This window comes from Acinetobacter brisouii (assembly GCF_008993995.1).
GTDB classification, from domain to species: domain Bacteria; phylum Pseudomonadota; class Gammaproteobacteria; order Pseudomonadales; family Moraxellaceae; genus Acinetobacter; species Acinetobacter brisouii_A.
The window spans coordinates 53,561-75,588 of sequence record NZ_BKNN01000006.1 but is presented as its reverse complement, the minus strand read 5'-3'; the positions used below and the strand labels follow the sequence as shown (position 1 = coordinate 75,588).

21 protein-coding genes, 3 tRNA genes and 1 other RNA gene are annotated in these 22,028 nt (G+C 43.4%); 10 read left to right on the top strand and 15 right to left on the bottom strand.

Features of this window, described 5'->3' with window-relative positions; all coding sequences use genetic code 11:
- From GBN19_RS03060 to GBN19_RS03040, 5 genes are all read right to left on the bottom strand, one after another.
- Positions 1 to 75 (bottom strand) — tRNA-Gln (locus GBN19_RS03060).
- A 24-nt stretch (positions 76 to 99) separates the two neighbouring features.
- Positions 100 to 174, bottom strand: a tRNA-Gln gene (locus GBN19_RS03055).
- Positions 173 to 1,003, bottom strand: coding sequence for a 4-(cytidine 5'-diphospho)-2-C-methyl-D-erythritol kinase (gene ispE / locus GBN19_RS03050; protein WP_151777116.1), 831 nt, complete (start codon positions 1,001 to 1,003; stop codon positions 173 to 175). Before ispE ends, GBN19_RS03055 begins: the two co-directional genes overlap by 2 nt.
- 16 nt (positions 1,004 to 1,019) lie before the next feature.
- Positions 1,020 to 1,619, bottom strand: a complete 600-nt coding sequence (lolB, locus tag GBN19_RS03045; protein WP_151777115.1) for a lipoprotein insertase outer membrane protein LolB — start codon at positions 1,617 to 1,619, stop codon at positions 1,020 to 1,022.
- Positions 1,603 to 3,339: a tetratricopeptide repeat protein gene (locus GBN19_RS03040; RefSeq protein WP_171494425.1), complete on the bottom strand. Its 1,737-nt coding sequence runs from the start codon at positions 3,337 to 3,339 to the stop codon at positions 1,603 to 1,605. Before GBN19_RS03040 ends, lolB begins: the two co-directional genes overlap by 17 nt.
- An 87-nt stretch (positions 3,340 to 3,426) precedes the next feature.
- Between GBN19_RS03040 and hemA the strand changes: the two genes are divergently transcribed.
- Together hemA and GBN19_RS03030 are read left to right on the top strand one after the other, a co-directional pair.
- Positions 3,427 to 4,710, top strand: a complete 1,284-nt coding sequence (hemA, locus tag GBN19_RS03035) for a glutamyl-tRNA reductase (RefSeq protein ID WP_151777114.1) — start codon at positions 3,427 to 3,429, stop codon at positions 4,708 to 4,710.
- Between the two features lie 255 nt (positions 4,711 to 4,965).
- On the top strand, positions 4,966 to 5,199 hold the full coding sequence (locus GBN19_RS03030; RefSeq protein WP_151777113.1) for a hypothetical protein: 234 nt from the start codon (positions 4,966 to 4,968) through the stop codon (positions 5,197 to 5,199).
- Positions 5,200 to 5,237: 38 nt separating this feature from the next.
- Here GBN19_RS03030 and GBN19_RS03025 read toward each other — a convergent pair whose 3' ends face one another.
- Positions 5,238 to 7,094, bottom strand: a complete 1,857-nt coding sequence (locus GBN19_RS03025) for a DNA primase (protein WP_151777112.1) — start codon at positions 7,092 to 7,094, stop codon at positions 5,238 to 5,240.
- A gap of 111 nt (positions 7,095 to 7,205) precedes the next feature.
- On the bottom strand, positions 7,206 to 8,300 hold the full coding sequence (locus tag GBN19_RS03020) for an outer membrane protein assembly factor BamD (RefSeq protein WP_151777111.1): 1,095 nt from the start codon (positions 8,298 to 8,300) through the stop codon (positions 7,206 to 7,208).
- 72 nt (positions 8,301 to 8,372) lie between these two features.
- Here GBN19_RS03020 and rluD point away from each other — a divergent pair, with 72 nt between their 5' ends.
- From rluD to GBN19_RS03005, 3 genes are read left to right on the top strand one after another with little or no spacing between them, the layout of a single operon-like run.
- Positions 8,373 to 9,425 (top strand): 23S rRNA pseudouridine(1911/1915/1917) synthase RluD, encoded by a 1,053-nt coding sequence (gene rluD, locus GBN19_RS03015; protein WP_151777110.1) that lies wholly within the window; start codon positions 8,373 to 8,375, stop codon positions 9,423 to 9,425.
- Between the two features lie 39 nt (positions 9,426 to 9,464).
- The gene (gene pgeF / locus GBN19_RS03010) at positions 9,465 to 10,205 is read left to right on the top strand and encodes a peptidoglycan editing factor PgeF (protein WP_151777109.1); all 741 of its coding nucleotides are present in this window, start codon (positions 9,465 to 9,467) and stop codon (positions 10,203 to 10,205) included.
- 44 nt (positions 10,206 to 10,249) lie between these two features.
- Complete coding sequence (locus tag GBN19_RS03005) at positions 10,250 to 10,810, top strand: flavodoxin family protein (protein ID WP_151777108.1); 561 nt, start codon at positions 10,250 to 10,252, stop codon at positions 10,808 to 10,810.
- A 108-nt stretch (positions 10,811 to 10,918) separates the two neighbouring features.
- On the opposite strand, the gene GBN19_RS03000 is transcribed toward GBN19_RS03005, so the two are convergent.
- The 7 genes from GBN19_RS03000 to smpB all read right to left on the bottom strand — a co-directional run bounded on the left by GBN19_RS03000 (position 10,919) and on the right by smpB (position 18,103).
- Positions 10,919 to 11,578, bottom strand: coding sequence for a methionine ABC transporter permease (locus tag GBN19_RS03000; protein WP_151777107.1), 660 nt, complete (start codon positions 11,576 to 11,578; stop codon positions 10,919 to 10,921).
- The gene (locus GBN19_RS02995; protein WP_151777106.1) at positions 11,559 to 12,626 is read right to left on the bottom strand and encodes a methionine ABC transporter ATP-binding protein; all 1,068 of its coding nucleotides are present in this window, start codon (positions 12,624 to 12,626) and stop codon (positions 11,559 to 11,561) included. The genes GBN19_RS03000 and GBN19_RS02995 overlap by 20 nt, the downstream gene beginning before the upstream one ends.
- A 9-nt stretch (positions 12,627 to 12,635) precedes the next feature.
- Positions 12,636 to 13,472 carry a MetQ/NlpA family ABC transporter substrate-binding protein gene (locus GBN19_RS02990; RefSeq protein ID WP_151777105.1) on the bottom strand — a complete coding sequence of 279 codons (837 nt, stop codon included), beginning with the start codon at positions 13,470 to 13,472 and terminating at the stop codon, positions 12,636 to 12,638.
- A gap of 23 nt (positions 13,473 to 13,495) precedes the next feature.
- On the bottom strand, positions 13,496 to 14,884 hold the full coding sequence (locus GBN19_RS02985; RefSeq protein WP_151777104.1) for an LLM class flavin-dependent oxidoreductase: 1,389 nt from the start codon (positions 14,882 to 14,884) through the stop codon (positions 13,496 to 13,498).
- The gene (locus GBN19_RS02980; protein ID WP_151777103.1) at positions 14,884 to 16,107 is read right to left on the bottom strand and encodes an SfnB family sulfur acquisition oxidoreductase; all 1,224 of its coding nucleotides are present in this window, start codon (positions 16,105 to 16,107) and stop codon (positions 14,884 to 14,886) included. The genes GBN19_RS02985 and GBN19_RS02980 overlap by 1 nt, the downstream gene beginning before the upstream one ends.
- 10 nt (positions 16,108 to 16,117) lie before the next feature.
- On the bottom strand, positions 16,118 to 17,320 hold the full coding sequence (locus tag GBN19_RS02975) for an SfnB family sulfur acquisition oxidoreductase (RefSeq protein WP_151777102.1): 1,203 nt from the start codon (positions 17,318 to 17,320) through the stop codon (positions 16,118 to 16,120).
- A gap of 306 nt (positions 17,321 to 17,626) precedes the next feature.
- Positions 17,627 to 18,103 carry an SsrA-binding protein SmpB gene (gene smpB / locus GBN19_RS02970; protein WP_111894706.1) on the bottom strand — a complete coding sequence of 159 codons (477 nt, stop codon included), beginning with the start codon at positions 18,101 to 18,103 and terminating at the stop codon, positions 17,627 to 17,629.
- Between the two features lie 145 nt (positions 18,104 to 18,248).
- On the opposite strand from smpB, the gene coaD reads away from it, so the two are divergent.
- The 5 genes from coaD (at position 18,249) to GBN19_RS02945 (ending at position 21,127) form a co-directional block, all read left to right on the top strand.
- Positions 18,249 to 18,740 (top strand): pantetheine-phosphate adenylyltransferase, encoded by a 492-nt coding sequence (gene coaD / locus GBN19_RS02965; RefSeq protein ID WP_151777101.1) that lies wholly within the window; start codon positions 18,249 to 18,251, stop codon positions 18,738 to 18,740.
- 1 nt (position 18,741) lies between these two features.
- Complete coding sequence (locus GBN19_RS02960; protein ID WP_111894702.1) at positions 18,742 to 19,011, top strand: YfhL family 4Fe-4S dicluster ferredoxin; 270 nt, start codon at positions 18,742 to 18,744, stop codon at positions 19,009 to 19,011.
- Between the two features lie 20 nt (positions 19,012 to 19,031).
- Positions 19,032 to 19,387, top strand: an RNA gene (rnpB, locus tag GBN19_RS02955) — RNase P RNA component class A.
- Between the two features lie 62 nt (positions 19,388 to 19,449).
- Positions 19,450 to 19,526, top strand: a tRNA-Met gene (locus GBN19_RS02950).
- A 143-nt stretch (positions 19,527 to 19,669) separates the two neighbouring features.
- Positions 19,670 to 21,127: a sensor domain-containing diguanylate cyclase gene (locus tag GBN19_RS02945; protein ID WP_151777100.1), complete on the top strand. Its 1,458-nt coding sequence runs from the start codon at positions 19,670 to 19,672 to the stop codon at positions 21,125 to 21,127.
- Here the strand turns inward: GBN19_RS02945 and GBN19_RS02940 are convergent.
- On the bottom strand, positions 21,124 to 21,900 hold the full coding sequence (locus GBN19_RS02940; RefSeq protein ID WP_151709042.1) for a DeoR/GlpR family DNA-binding transcription regulator: 777 nt from the start codon (positions 21,898 to 21,900) through the stop codon (positions 21,124 to 21,126). The genes GBN19_RS02945 and GBN19_RS02940 overlap by 4 nt on opposite strands.
- Positions 21,901 to 22,028: the final 128 nt, after the last annotated feature.

Genomic DNA, 22,028 nt, shown 5'->3' with positions numbered 1-22,028 from the left:
TGGCAGGGGCGGCTGGATTCGAACCAACGGATGGCGAGATCAAAACCCGCTGCCTTACCACTTGGCGACGCCCCTAATACATACATCTACAGGTGAAATTGGCAGGGGCGGCTGGATTCGAACCAACGGATGGCGAGATCAAAACCCGCTGCCTTACCACTTGGCGACGCCCCTATCGAACTTTAAAATGACGTAATGGAGATTCATTTAAACTGTTGACCAAGTAAGCTTTACATGGTGCATGTTTAAGAATTTCATTAACGTGCATTTCAGCAGTTACTTCAGTAAAAACACAAGCACCTGTACCTGTAAGTTTTGCAACACCGAACTGATCTAAATATTGCATCGCTTCATTGACTTTAGGATATAAATTTCTTGCCAGAGGCTCAAAGTTATTTCCAAAGTCAGATGGCTTTATCTGATAGGCGCAGAATTTAGATGGCTTCGAGTTTCTTGTCAATATTTTTTGTGAAAAAAGTAGCTGAGTGCTGATAAAACAATCAGGTTTAAGCACAATGTATTGTTTTTGATCTAAGTCTATGAATGTTAAGTGTTCGCCAATGCCCTCAGCCCATGCATTACGTCCGTGGACAAAGACAGGCACATCTGCTCCTAGGCTTTGCCCAATCTCTGCGAGTTGCTGAATATTTAAGCCACATTGCCAAATCTGATTGAGTACAATTAACGTGCTTGCTGCATTGGATGAACCACCGCCTAAACCCGCACCCATTGGAATATTTTTTTCGATACGGATATTTAAGCCACAAAACTTTTGAGCATAAGGCTTTAATTTTTCCGCAGCCTTGTAAATCAGATTGTCTTTTTGTTCAACACCCGATAGACCATCAAGAATAATCTCATTGGTTTCATTTGGCTCAAACTCTAGCCAGTCATATAAATCAATGAGTTGAAAAATAGTTTGCAACTCATGATAGCCATTTGTACGTTGACCTGTGATATGCAGGAAAAGGTTTAGTTTTGCAGGGCAAGGAACGCGAATCATAAGGTTTAATACTAAATTAGCGATTTTGAATGACCATTGTAATACGATTTTCCTGACCGTCAGCAAGCTGTTGTTGCAGGATCAGTTTATTAGGGAGAGATGTGTCATTGTTATAATTTAAATGAACAGTCCAGCCATCTTCAATAAATTGGGTTGGGCGTTGTTGCGCATCTTTTTCGATTTGGGCATGGGGTGTTGCAGGTTGAGCCAACACCCAATGGACTAAATGCGTGATTGGTGCTTGCCATCCAGTCGCTTTCTCAAGCAATTCTTCGGGTGTTGTGGCATGAATCAGACCTGTTTTGGCACTGTTGAGGGTAACTTGTCCTTGAGTTCCTTCAATATGAGTTTTACCGATTCCTAATGCACCGCTCAGTTCAATATCAAAATTATCTTGCTGTTGTTGCCAAGTGAAGAAAGCGCTCCCAGATTGTTTCGGAGTGCGAACGCCAATTTTACCTTGCAGGGCAAAATTAGTTTCTTGGACGGGTTGGGTTGCCGATTGCTCTGGAACAGTGGTGACGATTTGCTGGGGTTTATGGTATTGCTGACAGCCTGTGAGAAGCAGGCTACTACTGGTGAATACACCTAAAACAATTTTAGTGAACGGATGCATGATGAACAAAACTCATTTTTTGCTGTTGCGGTAATAACAAAGAATTTAATTGAATTACTTGTGGGTCGTTTGGGTGTTTTTGTTTGAGTTGTTGTAAAAGGGATGTAAATTGTTGGCTATTTCCTTGTAAATACAATGCCTTGGCAAGGCGAATGCCTGTTGCTAGATTGTTGTTGAGCAGATAGGCTTTTTGTAACACAGGAATGGCTGTTGTAAAGTCATTTTGTAAAAATGTAATTAGACCATAAGTGTCTAAAATTGAAGCTTGGTCTGGCGCATATTCAAGCGCATGCTCGACATATTTTCGTGCATCTTCTAAACGACGATTTTGTAATGCCAAAGTATAGGCATAAGCATTGAGATAAGTTGGACTATTCGGTTCAATATTGAGTAATTTATTTAAGTCTTGTTCCAAGCGATCTCGATCTTGATAGGGATCGAGCAATAGAACTTGTGCATAAATAAGATCAGGGTCATCAGGTAAGTTATGAATTGCCTCATCAAGCAATTCGATTGCAGCAGGTTTGTGGTTAATTTTTTTAAGAATCTCTGCCTGTAATTGATATAAAAAACTGGCGTGTTGTGGATAGTTGACACGTTCTTGTGTCAGAAAACGTAGTGCATCACTGAGTTTGCCTTCTTTGTCATAGATCGTCACAAGGCTACGACGCGACACAGTGTACAGGCTGCCATCGACTAGGCGATAGTAAGCTTTTGCAGTTTCATAGTGCTGTTTACGTTCGGCATTAATTGCCAAATAGTAATAAGCATCATTCTGATATTGTGAAGAATCTTTGAGCTGTAATAAAAAACCTTCCGCTTGATCATAGCGTTTTAAGTCGATACTGGTTAAGCCAGCAATAAAAATAGGCTCATCTGCTGAAGGCCAGCTCCGAATAATACTTTCAAGTTTCTTCAGACCAAGTTCCGACTGTCCAATTTTGATTAGGTACTTAGCTTCAGCAAGGCGAACTTCAAGGTTATAGCGATGCTGACGACTGGATTTTGCATACCATTTCACCGTAGCTTTTTGGTCACCTGATGCTTCTAAAATATTGGCTTTTAATAAAATAAAACTGGTGACATTTGGACGTTTACGCAATGCACGTTGAATATCTTTAAGTGCTTGTTGCATTTGATTATCTTGTGCTTCAAGACTGGCAATCATCACTAAAATAGATGGATTACCATTGGCACGACTGCTGCGTAATGTTTTGAGTAATGCCATACGATCTTCAGCAGAGTCAGGTGCAATCCCTGCAACAATTTCTGCAAGATCAGAATCGGGGTCAATGTTTAAAATTTTATCAAGTGTTGAAGCTGTTAACTCATACTTATGTGTTTTTAATGCAATATGTGCTAAATAGAATAATGCAGGTACATCACTCGGGTCTTGATTGACCCAGTGTGTGGCAATATCGAGAGCAGACAACAGATCATTGTTGTCTAAAGCAATATCGAGTGCGCGTTGCTTTATGGCGGTTGAATCGCTGTGAATCGCTAAAACGGTATAATTATGCAGGGCAGTTGCATTTTGTTGATATTGCAATGCAAATTCGGCAACCATGGTTTGTTGTAACGGAAGAGGGTTATAGTGTGTCACTGTATTTTGAGCATAAGTGTAACTATAGGTGCACAAGGTAATGCTACCTAGCAATAAGATTGTGCTAGAATACCGTCGTATCAACAGACATGATTGTTGGCGAATTGTTTGCTGCAAAATTTCTTTATCCAAATATTTATGCTTATTATGACACCGATGATGCACAATAACACATGCATAATTTTAGTGAAATGATGATCTGACATGACGTTCTTTGCTTTAGGTGTCAACCATCAAACCGCTTCAGTTGACTTACGTGAGCGCGTTGCATTTAATGCAGAGCGCCTACGTACTTTATTGGCTGAACAAAGCCATCAAAATCAATTGAATGATTTAGTGGTGGTGTCGACCTGTAACCGTACCGAAGTTTATGCCATCACCGATGAAGCAGACATGCTATTAAATTGGTTGGCTCAATCCAATGGCATTGATGTTAACCAATTGTTTAATCATGTATATTGCTATGAAGATATTCAGGCGGTTTCCCATCTGATGCGTGTCGCTAGTGGTCTTGATTCACTGATGCTTGGCGAACCACAAATTTTAGGGCAAGTGAAATCGGCTTTGGCTCTAGCAAAAGAGTCTGGTACGGTTTCTGGACATTTAAACCGTGTCTTTGAGTATGCATTTTATGCAGCAAAGCGAGTTCGTTCTGAAACGGCTGTAGGCAGTCATGCAGTTTCAATGGGTTATGCAGTTGCTCAGTTGGCTCAACAAGTCTTTAGTCACCCTGAAAAACTGGTGGTGCTCATGGTTGCCGCAGGGGAAATGAATAGCCTTGTCGCAAAGCACATGGCAGATTTGGGCGTTGCAAAAATCCTGATTTGTAACCGTGGTCGAGAACGTGCAGAAAAACTTGCCAGTGAAATTACCGCATTTGTAGATGTTGAAATTATTCCATTTGATGAACTGTCACAGCATTTGTATCGTGCTGATGTTATTTCGAGTTGTACAGGCAGTTTACATCAGGTGATTGCTTATCAAGAGGTGAAAGCTGCGTTAAAGAAGCGTCGCTATCAACAAATGCTAATGGTCGATTTGGCGGTGCCTCGTGATATTGACCCAAAAGTTGAAGACCTTGATGGGGTTTACTTGTATGGTGTCGATGACCTACAAAGTGTGATTGATGAAAATCTAGCGCAGCGTCGTCAAGCGGCAGTTGAAGCTGAAGTGATGGTTAATCAATTAGCAACGCAGCTTTTAACTCAAGAAAAAGTGAAAGGTGCGGGACAGTCGATCTGTGCCTACCGCGCTGCTGGTGAGCAAATGCAGCAAGAAGAAGTCACACATGCATTGCAGTGCTTGCATAAAGGTGAGTCACCAGAAAAAGTAATTCAGGAACTCGCCCATCGTCTTACACATAAGCTTTTACATCCGACGTCAATGTTGCTACGTGAAGCGGCACAAACGGAAGACCCTGAATATTTGGAATGGATTCAGGATCACTTGCAGCGAGTTTTAGAACATCGTCGTAAACCTAAAAGCTAAGCTTGCGATTGTGAGAGATGACGGTTTAGTCATTTCTCATGATGGATCAAATTGATAAAAAAATAAGATTTATAATTCAATAAAATAAGTCGAAAAATCTTGTCAAGACAGTATTGTTTGATCAGCTTTGACAGTCATTTGAGATTTTTATCTGCCTGAATTTCGGTTTTATACTATATCCGCTGTAAAATCTCCGAAAGGGATATTGGTTGATTTTCACTGCTCGCATCCGATTCTTAGCGGTAGGAGATTGACATGAAATATCGCACCAGTTCTGCATCCTCATATACACGATTTCAACAGGCTTGTTTGCATCCGTTGCATTTTAGCAAAATGCAAATGGCACAGTATTTACCTGATTTACGCAGTGTTTCGATTGGCATTTTTGATGGTGAATTTGAGGATACTCAAACTCGTCAGCAGCAAGTGCAGCAACTCGGCGTACACAAATGCTTCCATTCGGCATATCAGCGTTTATTTTTTCATTAAGTCATTTTTTAAATCAAGCAGATACTTCATGTGTCTGCTTAATGTAAAAGTTTGAGACTAATCTGTTTGGTCAGCTCATTGAGCTGCATACGTAAGTTTTGTGATTCCTGTAAAGAAGCAGGGCGTTTCATTCGTTGTTTGAGTAACTTTTCTTGTAAGGCTAAAGCATTTTCTTTAGCAAAATTAAATGTTCGTTCTGGCGAATTTAAAATCTCAAGTACATTGGTGCGTTGCAGTAATTCGGCAATCTCTCCACGATAGGCATAACAAGCACCAAGCACATAATAAATCGCACGTTCCTGATCATCAGGCAGTTTGTCGAAGACCTGATCCAGTACGGCTAAAATCTCAGCCAATAAATCATCTTGCTGAATATACGCGCGCAGTTGTTCAAAATGCGTATAGAGAAATGGATTGCTCATGAGTAAGGCAACCGCAAAGTCTTCATCTCGAGTACGGATGTTAAATGATAACGATGCATCATGACTGATTTTAGGTGTAAAGCGTTTGCCAAGTCCTAATTTCTCCCGAAATGCCTGACTGAGCAAATAACGATAAGAGCCTTGTGGTGGCAGCAGTTGAGTCAGATTTTTGAGTTCACCCATCACCTGACTTTTACCTTCAGGGGTGCTGACATCGTGTTGCTGTGTCAGTAATGCGAATAAAAAGTCAGATAGCAGAGGGGCTTGTTGCCAGAGTTGCTGGAATCTTTCCACACCTTCCTGACGGATTAAGGAGTCAGGATCATGGTCATTCGGCAAAATAAAAAATTTCAGCTCACGACCATCATTGAGTAAAGGTAGTGCAATTTCTAAGGTGCGGCGAGCTGCTTTTTGACCCGCGCTATCTCCATCAAAAGCGATGGTAATTCGATGATTACGTTTAAATAAAATGTTTAAGTGTTCAGTATTACTGGCAGTGCCAAGTGTTGCAACACCACCATGAATCCCTGCCTGATGCAGTGCAATCACATCCATATACCCTTCGACCAAAAGCCAATCTTGGGCTTTAAACTTCGTGCCTTCATATAGCCCATAGAGCAATTGGTTTTTATGAAAGACTTCCGAGTCAGGCGAGTTAATGTATTTGGGTTTGATTTCATCATTCAGCGCACGACCACCAAAACCGACCACACGACCTTTCGGGTCACGAATCGGGAAAATAACACGATCTCGTAACAGGTCAAAATCACGTCCGCTGTCACTGGTGCGAATTAGACCGAGCTGTTTTAAACCATCAATATCTTGCGGGAAGGCATGTTCTAGATGCTGCCAGTCTTCAGGCGCATAACCTAAACGCCAATCTTGGAGGGTTGTAGGACTTAAACCGCGCTGTTTGAAATAACGCTGTGCAGAAGCACTTTTGGGTAACTGTTGCTGATAAAACTGGGCAATATTTTCCAGTAAGTCATACAGGTTACCTTCTTGGGTAATTTCAGAAAACTGCTGGTCGGCAAAGAAAAAAGGATCATCCTGTGGAAATGGATACGGCTCAAACTCCTGCATGACATCTGGGGGAGATACAGGCAGACTCGGTGCAGGACTGGTTTGAGGTGCTGGAGTCGCTGTTTTTTTATAGGTAAGTTTTTTACTGTCCTGATTGTCTTTTGGAAGTTCTATGCCAGTTTGGCTGGCGAGGTCTTTCATGACCTCGATAAAACTACGATTGTCGATGTCCATTAGAAATTTAATGGCATTGCCATTGGCTTGACAACCAAAGCAGTGATAGTACTGCTTGTCACGATAGACGTGAAAAGACGGGCTTTTTTCCTGATGAAATGGGCAGCAACCTGAGTATGTACGTCCAGTTTTTTTAAGTTTGACACGTTGCCCGATCAGATCAACCAGATCTGTACGGTCAAGAATTTGGTCAATTGTTTGCTGTGGAATCGCCATAATCAGGGAGATAGAAAATCATACGGGTTGATCAGTGTAGCAAATTTTCAGGTTACACAACATATAAAAGGCGAGCACATGGCCCGCCTTTTATCAAACAACAGCTTGAAATTAGTTGCTTTCAGGTTTGTCGAGTAAACCGAAGCTTAAACGATTTGTCCAACTGCGTTTTGGTTTTTCTTCTGATGTTGGTGCAGGCGTAGCGACGACTGGTTCAGGTGTAGCAGCAGGTGCGGCAGTTTGTTCCTGCTCAGGTTTGTCGAGCATGCCGAAGCTTAAACGGTTAGTCCAGCTACGTTCTTCGCTGTGATCCTGAGTTGCTTCTTGGCGATGATCGATATTGCTTTCTGAGCTACGACCAAAAATACCTAAAGTGGCTTTGTTCCACCAACTACCTTGTTTACGTGCAGCGGCAAGATCAACTGTACCATTGGCTTTCACTAGGTTTGGATAGTTTAGCTTAAGAATGTTGATATATTGCTGTGCGCTTTGTTGGTTGCCCAATTGGGTATAACCATAAGCAACAGTTGCCAATGCTTCAGGAATCTGTGGTGTGTCAGGATAATGTTCGACAACCCACTGACCACGTTCAATTGCGGCAACCCACGCTTGACGTTCAATATTAAAACGTGCAGCCGTCATTTCGTGTTCTGCGAGTTCTTGACCGATGTATTTCATGCGCTGTGCCGCATCGACAGAATACTGACTTGATGGGAAACGACGAATCAGATCAACAAAGTTTTGGTAAGCCAGTTTGAGATAGTTTATATCGCGATGAGACTGTTTGAGCGAGGTATAACGGATAATACCGTCATAGTTTTGCTCCATGTTGGCAACGCCACGTGCATAGTAAGCGTAGGCAACATTGGGATGGTCTGGATTCAAACGAATAAAACGATCAGCAGCAGTGACGACACCCGGATAATCTTTTTGTTGGAACTTCACATAAATTAAATCCAACTGCGCTTTTTGAGCATGTGTCCCCGTTGGGAAGTAAGTGTCAATCGCTTGGAGGTTTTTTGCCGCTTCATTATATTGACCTTTATTCAGCGCTTGTTCGGCTGAATCAAAATAGGCTTGTTCGCTGCTTTGTGGTCCAAGATCGGCTACTTCTTTTTTTGATGGATTGCTGCTACAGCCCACAAATGTACCTGCAATGCCTAAACAAAGCACAAGCATAGTAACTTTATAACGTGGTAGCGACATAAAAATTCCTCAGTTAATACGGGCAATGAGCTACAATGGCATTATTAAACCATTATTGTCTTAATGAGCCAAATGACTTCAACACAATCTTCTCATTCTAATTTCACTGAAACAGATTTCAATTTACTTGAAGATGCTGACGATGCAGATAATCATACTTCGAGCGTAACTTCAACACATTTATCGTTGCAATTTCAGTTGGATGAACAATATCTTGGGCTGCGAATAGACCAAGTTGCAGCCACCGTTTGGTCTGATTTTTCACGAGAAAAACTTAAACAATGGATGAAAGATGGGCATCTGCTTGTCGATGGTAACAAAATTAAACCGAAATATCGCTGTGAAGGGAACGAGTTATTAACTTTAGATGTTGAGCTTGAACCACAAACCCATAATCAACCTGAAAATATTCCACTCGATATTGTTTATGAAGATGATGATATTTTAGTCATTAATAAACCTGTGGGTATGGTTGTACATCCTGGTGCGGGCAATGGCTCGGGTACATTGGTCAATGCCTTGCTGTATCATTATCCGAAATCGGCAGAATTGTCGCGTGCGGGACTGGTGCATCGAATTGATAAAGACACCAGTGGTTTGTTGGTTGTTGCGAAAAATTTGGAAGCCCAATTTTCATTGACCAAACAGTTGGGTGATAAATCGGTTTACCGCGTTTATGATCTTGTGGTGTACGGCAATATTATTGCAGGCGGCACGATTGATGAGCCGATTAAACGTCATCCAGTTGATCGCGTAAAAATGACCGTGTTACCTGGTGGTCGTGATGCAGTCACGCATTACAATGTCAAAGAGCGTTTCCAGCACTTTACCCGTGTACAAGCCCAACTTGAAACAGGGCGTACCCATCAGATTCGTGTGCATTTTACTTATATTGGACATGGTTTAGTGGGCGATACTGTCTATGTCAATCGTGTACGTGTGCCAGCGGGAGCATCTGAACTTCTTGCGAGTACCTTGCGTGCTTTCCGCCGTCAAGCCTTACATGCAGCCAAGCTGGGTCTAGTACATCCTCGTACCCAAGAAGAAATGTTATTTGAAGCACCGTGGCCAGAAGACTTCAAACATTTAGTCCAAGTCCTTCGTGAAGAAAATGCAGCTTATTAATCAGCTGTATCATTGACCTCGTAACTGGAGAATTTAAGCATGCAATTTGTTCAAGGTTTACCCCAAGGCGTTTATGTGGGGCAAACCCATGTGCAACATCCTGAAAGTCGGTTGAGTGAACGAGCTGAACTGTCAGGGTTTAATTTGGCATTGCATGTGCAGGATGATCCAGTGCGCGTTCAGCAACATCGCATGGCGTTGCTGAATGAGTTTTCACAGCACGGGGTGAATAAACTGACGTGGATGACCCAAACCCATAGCACGATTTGCCATACGGTGAATGAGCAAGTGTATTTTGAACCGTTGGTGGGTGATGGTCTAGTCACGCAACAAAAAGGGCATGCCATCTTGATGATGACCGCAGACTGTTTGCCTGTGGTGCTTGGGAATGCCGATGGCACTGAAGTGGCAAATCTGCATGCGGGTTGGCGTGGTCTGGCGGGTGGCATCATTGAAAATACCATTGCCACTATGCAAACCCAACCGACATGGGCATGGCTCGGTGCATGTATTAGCCAGCCTTGCTTTGAGATTGGTGCAGAAGTCAAACAGGCATTTTGTGAAAAATATCCGTTGGAGTTCGCTTTTAAAGCACACGAGCAAGCAGGGAAATACTATGCCGATCTGTATGCGATTGCGCGTTATATCTTAGAGCAGCATGGCGTGACTTTGGTGTCAGGCGGTGATCAGTGCACTTATACGCAAACTGAAGATTATTTTTCTTATCGCCGTAACTCAAAAACAGGGCGCATGGCGACATTCGTATTTATGCAAGATTAATTCATGCTAAACTGCTCGGGATTTTTTGCTATTGATTCTCAATCATGACAACACTGCCGAAATCCCTTGCGATTGTTTACCACAGCCCGTATGGGCATACCGCAAAAGTTGCGCAATATATTGCTAAAGGTGCAATGCAAATTGGTGTGACTGTGCATGTGATGTCGATTGAACATATTGATTGGGACAAGCTGGATCAGGCACATGGCATTATTTTAGGATGTCCAACTTATATGGGAAGCGTCACAGGCCCATTTAAAATGTTTATGGACTCGACTTCCAAGCGCTGGATTAACCGCTTATGGCAGGGCAAGCTTGCCGCAGGCTTTACCAATTCGGGTGGCTTAAGTGGTGATAAACTCTCTGTGTTGCAGCAAATTAACTTGTTTGCCATGCAGCATGGTATGTTGTGGACAGGTTTACCGTTATTATCAACAGGGCAAAAAGACAGCGATTTAAACCGTTTAGCCAGCCATTTGGGACTCATGACCCAATCCAACAATGCACCTGTAGAAATTACCCCACCACAAGGTGATTTAGATACCGCAATGTGGTTTGGTGAATATATCGCACTGATGTTGAATCGGCTCAATCATTCTGTCTAAATTGTCGCATTTCAAAGTTAAAAATCATCGCAAAAGTAATCATTCAAAAACGCTGACTTGAGAAAGAATCTAGTCAGCGCATGTCGAAAAAATCAATTCAATTGCCAATCACAGTTTTCGTTTATCGAGTTGTCGTGCCAGTTGATCACCTGTGGCTTGTATCAACATCACTAAAATGACCAAGACCACAATCACCGCAAACATAATCTGCAAGTCAAAACGTTGATAACCATAACGGTAGGCGACATCACCCAAACCACCTGCACCAATTGCGCCTGCAATGGCTGACGAGTTAATCATGGTGACAATCGTCACGGTAAACCCTGCGACAATGCCAGGTAAGGCCTCAGGCAACAGCACATGCCAAATGATCTGCTTGCGGTTACAGCCCATGGCTTGTGCCGCTTCAATCAGACCATGATCAACTTCTCTTAAACTGACTTCAGCAATGCGTGCAAAAAACGGTGTAGCCGCCAAAGATAGAGGCACAATTGCGGCCCAAACCCCGTAGCTTGTCCCGACAATCCAGTGGGTAATCGGAATCAGTGCCACCATTAAAATCAGAAAGGGCACAGAACGGGTAATGTTGATGATCCAGCCAATCGGTTGATTGATTTTAGCAGAAGGGAAAATGCCTTGCGCTGATGTGCTCACCAAAATCATCGCAAGCGGTAAACCGATCAGCAAAGCAATCAGTGCAGATAGCCCAACCATGACCAAGGTATCCAGTGTGCCTGTCAGAAGCAGGTCAAACAGTTGATCTTGCATAACCAAGCTCCTTCAATTGCAAGTGTTGAATTTTGTACCCATCTTGCACATCAGGCGTTGGACGGTTTGAAGCCACTACAATCACCAAACGCGCCACGATATAATCCTGAATCTGATCAATATGGCTTTGCAAAACTTGCACAGGTGACTGAAATTTCTGTAGTAACTGGTTAAAATCAAATGCCTGATCAATGCGATGTGCATATTCGATTTGTAGCACTTTCTGGGTATATTCGGCATTGGCTTCTGGGTTTAAGGCAATGCCAAAATCCAGTTGTTCCAAGTTAAGCAGTTCTTGGGTAATCTGCTGCTGAGGGTTGGAAAAGACGGACCAGACTGCTCCCGATTCGACAATTTCACCGTGATCAATCACCACCACTTCATCGCAAATGTCACGAATCACCTGCATTTCATGGGTAATCAAGACAATGGTAATGCCTAGTTCCTGATTAATTTTTTTCAGTAATGCCAAAATGGTGGCTGTACTTTCAGGATCGAGCGCTGAGGTGGCTTCATCACACAGCAAAATTTCAGGTTGATGCACCAAGGCACGGGCGATGCCGACACGCTGTTTTTGTCCGCCTGAAAGTTGGGCAGGGTAGTGCTCGGCTTTTTCACTGAGTCCAACCAATGCCAGTACGTGATCGACACGTGAAGCAATTTCGGCTTTGGCAACGTCTGCAATTTTTAGCGGCAAGGCGACATTTTCCCAAACGGTTTTGGCAGACATTAAATTGAAATGCTGAAAAATCATGCCGATTTTCTGACGCAGTTGAATCAGTTCGGCATGTTTGAGCTGAGTCAAATCCTGTTGATGAATCAGGATTTGACCACTCGATGGCTGCTCTAACCCGTTCAGGCTACGAATTAAGGATGATTTTCCTGCGCCACTTTTGCCGATAATTCCAAAAATATGCCCTTGTGGAATATCCAGTTGAATGTCTTTTAAGGCATGCACCTGCTGGCTTTGCCCTGCATAATATTTATTCAGGTTGCGAATTTTGATATGTGGCGTACTAAATTCGAGTGCTGTTCCGAAGCTGACCATAAATCACTCCTACCATCCTGCATACCACAGCCCAGAGCCAATTTCTGCATTCAGCGAGGCTTTGACTTGTGGTGAGTGTTGATAAATATCGACAAATTTCTGTAAGCGACCACCTTCGTCTTTATAGTCTTTACGCACTACAAATAAGATGGCATAGCGTTTGTCTTCTTGACTGTTGAGCAGCAAGGCTTTTTTCGGGTCGATGGTTTTGGCAAGGTGAAGATAATGTGGATAGCTAAATGCCAAATCGACATCATCGACTGCACGCGCAGTTTGTGGTCCTTCCATTTCGACAAACTGTAGGTTCTTCGGATTGCTGACAATGTCATTTAAATTGGATAAATAATTGGTCGGATCTTTGAGCGTGATCAGCTTGGCTTGTTGTAATAACAATAAGGCACGACCTTCATTGACAGGATCATTCGGTACAGCAACGCGGGCTTTATTCGGCAAGGCATCCAACGAACTATATTTTTTCGAATACAGTCCAACCCGAGATGCAGCACCTGCCGCAAACGGTTTAAGGTCGTATTTACCTTCTTTAATGGCATTGGTTAAGAAAGGCTGATGCTGAAAAAAGTTGGCATCAATATCGCCGTGATTCAGGGTAATGTTCGGTGTGTTCCAGTCAGAAAATTCGACCAGTTTGACATTGATGCCCTGTTTTTTGGCTTCATTGGCTGCAACTTGCAAGGTGGTGGCAAATGCGGGGGTAATCCCGATCACCAGTTCCTTGTTTTGTGCCTGACGGTGCTGATTCCACGCAAATAAACCTACGATGACGGCAATCACCACCACGCCAATGCTGGCGATTTTTTTACCTGATAGAGTCTGTGTTTGTCCCATGAAAAATATCTCAAAAATTGTGTTTAACCGTCAAATGCGACAGCGTTAGAAAAAGTTGTGTTCTTGATTTTTCCCTGACGTGCAGGATGTTGAGTTGGCAACTGATTGCCTTGTGCAAAAATCTTGTGGCGCAACGTGCCATCGGCATATGCGGTTTTGTAACGTCCACGCTGTTGCCATTCAGGAATCACATACTGAATAAAATCTTCATGTGATTCGGGGGTGATGGTGCGGGTCAGGTTAAAGCCATCAATGTCGGTTTGATCGAGCAGTTCAATCAGTTGCTCGGCAACTTCAGCGCCACTGCCGACAAATAAGGGATAGCGCCCACCCAAAACATGCTGTTGTTTTAAATCCTGCGGGGTGATGCGCTGTTCTTTAAATTTCTGATTGACCGAAGCAATGCTGTTGGTGTGTTGATAAGGAATGGCTTCATCATCGGCAAATTGGGCAAGGTCGATGCCAACTGAACTGGAATAATGTGCCAAGCCTGCTTCAGGGCTAGCGTAGCGTTGATATTCTCTAAATTTTTCCTGTGCTTCGGCAGATGTTGCCGCAGTCACGACAGTAATGCCGACAAAAACTTTAATTGAATGAGGATCGCGTCCTTGCTCTTGTGCCAGTTGGCGTAAGCGCTGCACTTGCTGACGGATTTTCTCAGGGCGATCACCACCGATAAACACACATTCGGCATGGCGTGTGGCAAACTGCATGCCACGCGGAGAAGCACCTGCCTGAAACAACACAGGTGTGCGCTGCGGCGATGGCGCAACCTGAAACACGCCTTCACTTTGAAAGAAACGCCCGTGATGTTGAATCGCATGAACCTTGCTTGGATCGGTAAAGATGCGTTGCGGTTTGTCTTTACGTACAGCATCATCTTCCCAAGAGTCCTGCCAGAATTTGTAAGATAGCTCTAAAAATTCTTCAGCTTGCTCATAACGTAAGTCATGATCTTTCAGTCCCGACTGCCCAATCAGGCGTTCGGCACTGTCGAGGTAGCCTGTGACGATATTCCAGCCAATTCGTCCACGCGTCAGGTGGTCTAGACTGGCAAAGCGCCGTGCCAGTTGATAGGGATGTTCATAACTTAAATTGACGGTTAAGCCAAACCCTAAATGCTCGGTGACACTTGCCATTGCAGAAAGCAGGGTAGCAGGGTCATTGCTTGGTAGTTGTACTGATTCGCGTAAAGTCACATCGAGGTTGTTCTGATAAACATCATAAACCCCTGTAATATCAGCAATAAACAGACCATCAAACAGACCTTTTTCCAAAGTTTTGGCTAAATCTGTCCAGTAGCTCAGTTCATCAAAACGGTAGGAGTGATCGCGTGGATGCGTCCATAAACCGTGATTGATATGCCCAACACTGTTCATGTCAAAGGCATTCAGTAAAATCTGCTTTGACATTACAGCGTTCCTCGGCGTGGTGGCAGAATGTGGTTCAGCACATAATTGCCAATAAAATAATATTTCCAGCGAGCGGCATCATGCAGGGTATGCACACGTGCATTACGCCAGTACAGGTCTAAACCATCCTCACGCTGACTGCCACGACTTCCTGCCAGCTCAATCAATTTAGATGAGGCAAGGAGTGCAATGTCGGTACTATGCGCTCGCACTTTCGCGACCTGAATCGAGGCATGGGCAATGTTATCTACTGTCGGTTTTGGCTTTGCCGCATCCACAGCAAGAGCAGCTTGTTTGAGTAACAACTCACTGGCTTTGACATCGACTGCGACTTGACCCAGCTCATATAAAGTCAGCGGGTCTTGGCTGGCGTGATCGATCTCTGCATCAATCCAAGGGCGGGCTTGTTTCACGCGTTGTAGTGTTTCTTCAAAGGCGGCACGGGCAATTCCAACTTCAATCGAGGCATGAATCAGTTGGGCAAACGGGCCAACCAAAGTGGGTTGAGCAAATGCTTGATCAAATGGAATCACATCTTCTTCGGCTACAAACACTTGGTTAAATTTCACAGTGCCACTGCCTGTGGTGCGCTGTCCGAAACCTGACCAGTTATCAATCAGTTCCAAGCCTTCGCTGTGTCGTGGCACAAAGGCTAAAAATTCGCGTTCTTGTGCATCTTTAACCAAGGTCGGAATGAGATGCGCAAACAAACTGCCTGTGCAATAGAACTTCTCACCTTGAATGATATAACCCCCTTCAATGGCTTGAATCTGACTATGCTTCTGTGTGGCATTTCGGGTTTTGAACTCGGCGAGTGCATTACCAAAACGAGCGCCTTGCAGCACCTCGCGGTAAAGTTGCTGTTTTTGCTGCTCGGTTCCTGTGTTGCGTAATACTTCGAGGGCATAAAAATGGTTTTGGGGAATTTGCCCAATTGAACCATCGACACCACTAAATAGCGCCACAATTTGAGCCACTGTCCAGCTTGAAACTTCTGCGCCGCCGTATTGTTTTGGTACGGTAATTGCCCATAATCCAGACTGACTAAATTTTTGAATTTCTTCAAAAGGTAAGCGGCGTTGTTGATCGCGTTCAGTGGCGAGTTGCTTAAATTCCTGACTGAGCTGTCGAGCAATCGCCAGTGCTTCGGCATCTGAACGGATAATATGTGCTGTGGTCTGTGCTTGTGGCTGCTGTGCCCAAAAATCTTGATAGGAGGTCATGGTGTTCTCCTTAAATCCATGCATGGCGTGCAGGGAAAACGCCGTTTAAGTAATAGTTGCCCAAGGCATAATATTTCCAGCGCACAGGGTCATGCAGGGTATGTACCCGAGCATTACGCCAGTGTTGGTCGAGGTTGAATTGGCTTAAAGATGAACGGCTACCACCGAGTTCAAACAGTTTTTCTGAAATGGTGAGCGCGGCACGATGGGCATAAATTTTGGCTTCGGCAACTGCAATAGACGCTTGCGCTGCTTGTGCTTCAGTAATGCTCGGCAGTTGATCGAGTTCATCAAGAAATTCGGCTGCGTCATTGAGCAATAGCACACTGGCATTGAGTAAAATGTCCAGTTTGCCAATTTCCTGTAAGGTAAATAATTCCTGATTGGCGCGTTCCACTTGAGCATCAACAATCGGGCGGGCTTTACGAACTGAACTCAGCGTATCTTGTAGCGCTGCTTCGGCAATCCCGACATCAATCGCCACTTGTAGTAGTTGTGAATACGCACCACGATAATTGGCTGTTTCGCCGAGTTTACGTTCATCAAAAATCAATTCAGGATTGACCTGTACCTGATGCAGTCTGACCGTGCCGCTTGATGTGGTTCGTTGCCCAAAACCGTTCCAGTCATCAATCACCTCAACACCAGCTTGCTCGCGTTCAATCAGAACCAGCACCACATGACCTTCAGGATGTAAGGCTTTGACTGCCAGAAGATCTGCAAAACTGCTGCCTGTCGAATAGAATTTTTCGCCTGTCAGGAAATATTGATCATTAATCAGACTCAGCGTGGTATGCAAAGTCTTGGTGTCTTTGCTTTGGCGCTCAGGGCCTGCATTCGCCAAAAAACGACCTGCTAAAATCTGTTGATACACCCAAGTTTTTTGCTGTTCAGTGCCTAATAGTTCAATCAAATTCAGCACACCAAACTGGTTTTGTGGAATTTGACCCACATTGGCATCGGCTTTTGCCAAAATGCGAAACACGTGGCTCAGTATTTTATTGGATACAAAAGCACCGCCATACTGTTTTGGAATCCGAATGCCTGTTAAACCTTTTTGGGTGAGTTTTTGAATCACATCGGTGGGTAAAATTCGTTGTTGGTCACGAAGATCTCTTTGCTCTAAGGCGAAATCGGCGACTTGATACGCCGCATTAATTGCTTCTTGATCGTTTTGAATAATATGAATATTGGTCTGATTTAGCGTAGACATGGCAAGCCCCTCAATGACATAGCCACACCCTAATCAGAAAAGAACAGCTTGAGAAATAAGGCTTCTTGCAAACCTTATCCGAAAAATTGCATAAAAATTTTGAAAAACTAAATTTATGGAATTTAAATTTTTAAATATTTGATATTTATATTTTTATATAAAAATCTCTCTATGGGTTTGAGTGCATGTTTGCATGAAAAATGCTAAATAATCCACAAATTGAGCTAAAATTTTAATGATATGGCTAGATAACAAGCATAAAAAAGCGAGATATCAAATCTCGCTTTAATCGACATGCGCGGTGATTTAGCGGTGGAAAATACGCGCCTTGTCACGTTGCCAGTCACGGTCTTTTTCACTGGCACGCTTGTCGTGAAGTTGTTTACCTTTCACTAGCGCAATTTCCAGTTTGGCTAAATGACCTTTCCAGTAACAAGCCAAAGGAACACAAGAGTAACCTTTCTGGTTGACCGCACCTGTTAACTTTTCCAGTTCACGGCGTGACAATAACAGCTTGCGAGTACGCGTGGCTTCAGGTACGACATGTGTAGAAGCCGAGAGCAACGGCTGAATTTGTGCGCCAAATAAAAACGCTTCGCCATTTTTAAAAATAATATAACTTTCAACCAGACTCATTCGTCCGGCACGCAGAGATTTAACTTCCCAACCTTGTAGGGACATTCCTGCTTCAAATTTTTCTTCGATAAAATAATCATGGCGGGCACGCTTATTTTGAGCAATGGTTCCGCCATTATTTTTCTTGACTACAGTTGCTTTCGTCATAATTAAATCATTCCAAAACTGCGTCTATTGTGCCGTAAAGTTTTCGCAAGGTGAAGCTTTTCTACAGAAAACAAAGCATTCCTTCGCTAAAAAACAACTTTTTGCTAGAATAGCAACACCTAAGCGGAAACTAGAGAAGATGAGGATGTCGAAATCACGCATCATTTACCCAGGGACGTTCGATCCGATTACCAAAGGTCATATTGATTTGGTTGTGCGTGCAGCCAAAATGTTTGATGAGGTGGTGGTTGCCATCGCTGTTGGGCATCACAAAAACCCCGTTTTCTCTCTTGAAGAACGTGTTCATTTGGCGCAGCAGTCATTGAGTCATCTGAATAATGTTGAATTTATGGGCTTTGATGGCTTATTGGTCAATTTTTTTAATGAACAAAAAGCCACAGCCGTGTTGCGTGGTTTACGTGCAGTCTCAGACTTCGAATATGAGTTTCAGCTTGCCAATATGAACCGTACCTTAGATGCAAGTTTTGAAACCGTGTTTTTGACGCCAGCAGAGCAATATTCATTTATTTCATCGACAATGGTACGTGAAATAGCCCGCTTAAAAGGGGACGTTTCAAAATTTGTTCCTCAGCATGTCGCTGAAGCCTTTCAGCGTAAACATCAGCAAGGTTGGTAAAGTGTCTTTATATATTACCGAAGAATGTATTAACTGTGATGTTTGTGAACCAGTTTGCCCCAATGAAGCAATTTACTTTGGGGAGCTGATTTATGAAATTAACCCCGATTTATGCACTGAATGCGTGGGACATCATGACAAGCCACAGTGTCAGCTGTTCTGCCCAGTTGACTGTATTCCACTCGATCCGAATCATGCAGAAACGCAAGAACAGCTCATGGAAAAGTATGAACGACTAACTGCTCAAAAAAACGCAAGCAATTCTGAATAAGATTTGCTACTATACGCGCCGAAGTGAGCTGGACGGTCGCTGCTGTGGAGGTCTTCGTGACTGAAGCAGGAGAGGAAAGTCCGGGCTTCAAAGGGCAGGGTGCCAGGTAACGCCTGGGCGGCGCGAGCCGACGGAAAGTGCAGCAGAGAGTAGACCGCCTCATTCGTGAGGTAAGGGTGAAAGGGTGCGGTAAGAGCGCACCGCGTGTCTGGTAACAGTTCACGGCATGGTAAACCCCACCAGAAGCAAGACCAAATAGGAATCCTGAGGTACGGCCCGTACTGGATTCGGGTAGGTCGCTTGAGCGTATGAGTGATTGTACGCCTAGAGGAATGATCGTCCTCGACAGAACCCGGCTTACAGGCTCACTTCTCCAAATTTTTTGAAAAAAAGCTTGACGCTGTTACAAAAAATAAAGATAATGCGCGCACAGTTTTCGGCTATGTAGCTCAGTTGGTTAGAGCACCGCACTCATAATGCGGGGGTCACAAGTTCAAGTCTCGTCATAGCCACCATTTTATAAATCACGCTCCTGCGTGATTTTTTTTTGAATAATTTTTACATTTAAATCCAAGTTTTTGTGTTTATTCAAGTTATGATTGTGCTATTACACAGAATAACCTAACACATTTCACATTTATAACAATAAGGATGAACGATGCAACAAATTGATGCCACCCATTCATTTCATATCTTCCAGCTTGCTCCGATTGCGTTGTGGATTGAGGACTGGAGCGAAATTGGGCATTTGTTTGGAGAGTGGCGAGCGCAAGGCATCACCGATTTGCGTGAATTCTTATCAGAAGATTTACAGCATGTACGGCAATGTGTGGAAAAAATCCGAATTTTAGATGTCAATCAGGCAACGCTGACTTTATTTGAGGCACGAGATTTAGCACATTTAATTGCACATTTGCCCGATATCTTTCGTGATGAAATGTATAACCTACAAATTGATGGACTGGTTGCAGTGTGGAATGGGGAATTACAATTTGCCAGTGAACAGGTGAATTATTCCATTACAGGAAAGCGGATTGATATTCAACTCCGTGGGCAAATTTTACCTGATGCTGAGCATGATTTAAGCCGTATTTTGGTGACGACGGAAGACATCACTGCGTATCAAAATGCTCGTCGGCAAGAATTTAAAAATCGTGCTTTGGCAGAAGGGCGATTTATCTATTCACCAGCAGCCTTGTGGGTTGAGGACTTCAGTGAAATCAAACATAAGTTGGATCATTTACGAAAAATAGGTATTGAAGACCTGCGTACCTTTTTAGATGTACATCCTGAATTTATTCGGGATAGTATTGCCAGTATTCGGGTGCTTGACGTTAACCAGAAAACATTGGACTTATTTCTTGCGCCTAATCGCCATGCTTTACTGGAAAATATCGACAAAGTGTTAGGTGGCCCAGAAATGCTCAATTCATTTCGTGAGCAACTGATGGAGCTTTGGGAAGGAAATCTGTTCCATCAACGTGAAGTAGTGAACTACGCACTCGATGGTTCAGAGCGGCATGTGTTGCTGCAATTTTCGATTTTTCCAAGTTATGAACATGACTGGTCGATGGTGCAACTGGCGATGACTGATATTACCGCACGTAAAAAAGCCGAGTCATATTTGGAGTATTTGGGCAAACATGATGTGCTGACTAAACTTTATAATCGGGCATTTTTTCATGAAGAACTTAAGCGACTTGCTCGTCAAAAAATATTTCCTGTTTCAATGATTTATCTCGATCTAAATGCACTAAAAGGTGTTAATGATGAGTTCGGGCACGATGCTGGAGATGATGTTTTACGTCGCACAGGTGAGATCGTGAAGCAGGTTGTAAACCCACCATATTCAGGTTCACGCATTGGTGGAGATGAGTTTATTGTACTTTTACCGCATGCTGATCAAAGCACGGCTGCAAAACTGATTATTACGCTAAAAGAACTTTTTCATTTGGATAATCAATATCATGCGGGTCTATCGATCAGTGTCGCAATTGGTACAGCCACCAGTGAACCGTATGAAAGCCTTGAAGATGTGCTTAAGCGTGCTGATGATCAGATGTATGTGGAAAAGAAACGTTTTTATGCTAAAAAAGTTTTGTTTGCCAATCATTAAGCCAAAATCACATGCTGAAAATGTTGTTGGTAAATAGCAAGATCAATTTCTGATTTGGCTTCCTGATTGCTAATCAGCATCGAAACTTCATGGCTTTGTGCATAGCGTACGCGACTGACAATACCGAGTTTACTCTGATCTGCCAAAATAAAGGTTTGCTTCGCTTGCTTGACCATGGCTTGAGCAATATTGGCTTCTTCACTATAAAAACTGCTTGCGCCGTGTTGCGGATCAATTCCAACGGGTGAGAGTAAAGCTACATCGGCTTGATAACGATAAATCTCAGAAATCACCAAATCGCCTTGGGTTTGTGGGCGCTGCTGTACCCGTCCACCCAGTAAAATAATTTCATGGGGGGGCGCTTCATGTTCATAACCAATGGTGAGATTGAAAACGGCTTGTAGACTGTTGGTGATGATGGTCAGTCCTGACAGCGTTCGTAATTCTTCCGCCAAAATTGAAGTGGTGCTACCTGCATCTAAAAAGATGGTTTGCCCTGTGTGTAAATGTTGTAGTGCAGCTCGGGCAATGGCACGTTTTTCTTTGGCCATTTGGGTATGACGTACATTGAGTGGTGCTTCAACGGCAACACTATCCACCGCCACAATTCCGCCATGTACACGTTTGGCAACCCCTAGAGCTTCCAGTTCAATAATGTCACGTCGTGCAGTTTCCCGAGAAATATCCAGCTCTTGCATCACGCGTTCCGTGCTGATGCGTTGTATTTTTTTCAGGAGCGCCTGAATTCGGTGTAAGCGTTCTTGCTGCAACATGCCTGTTCTCAATCATGATTTTTTCTAGGGTTCATCTTACTGAGTATTGGAGCGAAAATCGAGCCTAAATGTGTATAAAAAAGTATTTGTGTATTTTATTGCATTTTAAAAAAAAGCGGATTATGATC

Bases quoted from the DNA above. Each gene is read 5' to 3' on its own strand.
- coaD (WP_151777101.1), top strand. From the start codon at position 18,249: ATGTCGAAATCACGCATCATTTACCCAGGGACGTTCGATCCGATTACC.
- GBN19_RS02995 (WP_151777106.1), bottom strand. From the start codon at position 12,626: ATGGTCAGCTTCGGAACAGCACTCGAATTTAGTACGCCACATATCAAA.
- smpB (WP_111894706.1), bottom strand. From the start codon at position 18,103: ATGACGAAAGCAACTGTAGTCAAGAAAAATAATGGCGGAACCATTGCT.
- GBN19_RS02990 (WP_151777105.1), bottom strand. From the start codon at position 13,472: ATGGGACAAACACAGACTCTATCAGGTAAAAAAATCGCCAGCATTGGC.
- GBN19_RS03025 (WP_151777112.1), bottom strand. From the start codon at position 7,094: ATGGCGATTCCACAGCAAACAATTGACCAAATTCTTGACCGTACAGAT.
- pgeF (WP_151777109.1), top strand. From the start codon at position 9,465: ATGCAATTTGTTCAAGGTTTACCCCAAGGCGTTTATGTGGGGCAAACC.
- GBN19_RS02985 (WP_151777104.1), bottom strand. From the start codon at position 14,884: ATGTCAAAGCAGATTTTACTGAATGCCTTTGACATGAACAGTGTTGGG.
- lolB (WP_151777115.1), bottom strand. From the start codon at position 1,619: ATGCATCCGTTCACTAAAATTGTTTTAGGTGTATTCACCAGTAGTAGC.
- GBN19_RS03000 (WP_151777107.1), bottom strand. From the start codon at position 11,578: ATGCAAGATCAACTGTTTGACCTGCTTCTGACAGGCACACTGGATACC.
- GBN19_RS02945 (WP_151777100.1), top strand. From the start codon at position 19,670: ATGCAACAAATTGATGCCACCCATTCATTTCATATCTTCCAGCTTGCT.
- GBN19_RS02980 (WP_151777103.1), bottom strand. From the start codon at position 16,107: ATGACCTCCTATCAAGATTTTTGGGCACAGCAGCCACAAGCACAGACC.
- rluD (WP_151777110.1), top strand. From the start codon at position 8,373: ATGACTTCAACACAATCTTCTCATTCTAATTTCACTGAAACAGATTTC.
- GBN19_RS02975 (WP_151777102.1), bottom strand. From the start codon at position 17,320: ATGTCTACGCTAAATCAGACCAATATTCATATTATTCAAAACGATCAA.
- GBN19_RS03020 (WP_151777111.1), bottom strand. From the start codon at position 8,300: ATGTCGCTACCACGTTATAAAGTTACTATGCTTGTGCTTTGTTTAGGC.
- hemA (WP_151777114.1), top strand. From the start codon at position 3,427: ATGACGTTCTTTGCTTTAGGTGTCAACCATCAAACCGCTTCAGTTGAC.
- GBN19_RS03005 (WP_151777108.1), top strand. From the start codon at position 10,250: ATGACAACACTGCCGAAATCCCTTGCGATTGTTTACCACAGCCCGTAT.
- GBN19_RS03030 (WP_151777113.1), top strand. From the start codon at position 4,966: ATGAAATATCGCACCAGTTCTGCATCCTCATATACACGATTTCAACAG.
- GBN19_RS02940 (WP_151709042.1), bottom strand. From the start codon at position 21,900: ATGTTGCAGCAAGAACGCTTACACCGAATTCAGGCGCTCCTGAAAAAA.
- ispE (WP_151777116.1), bottom strand. From the start codon at position 1,003: ATGATTCGCGTTCCTTGCCCTGCAAAACTAAACCTTTTCCTGCATATC.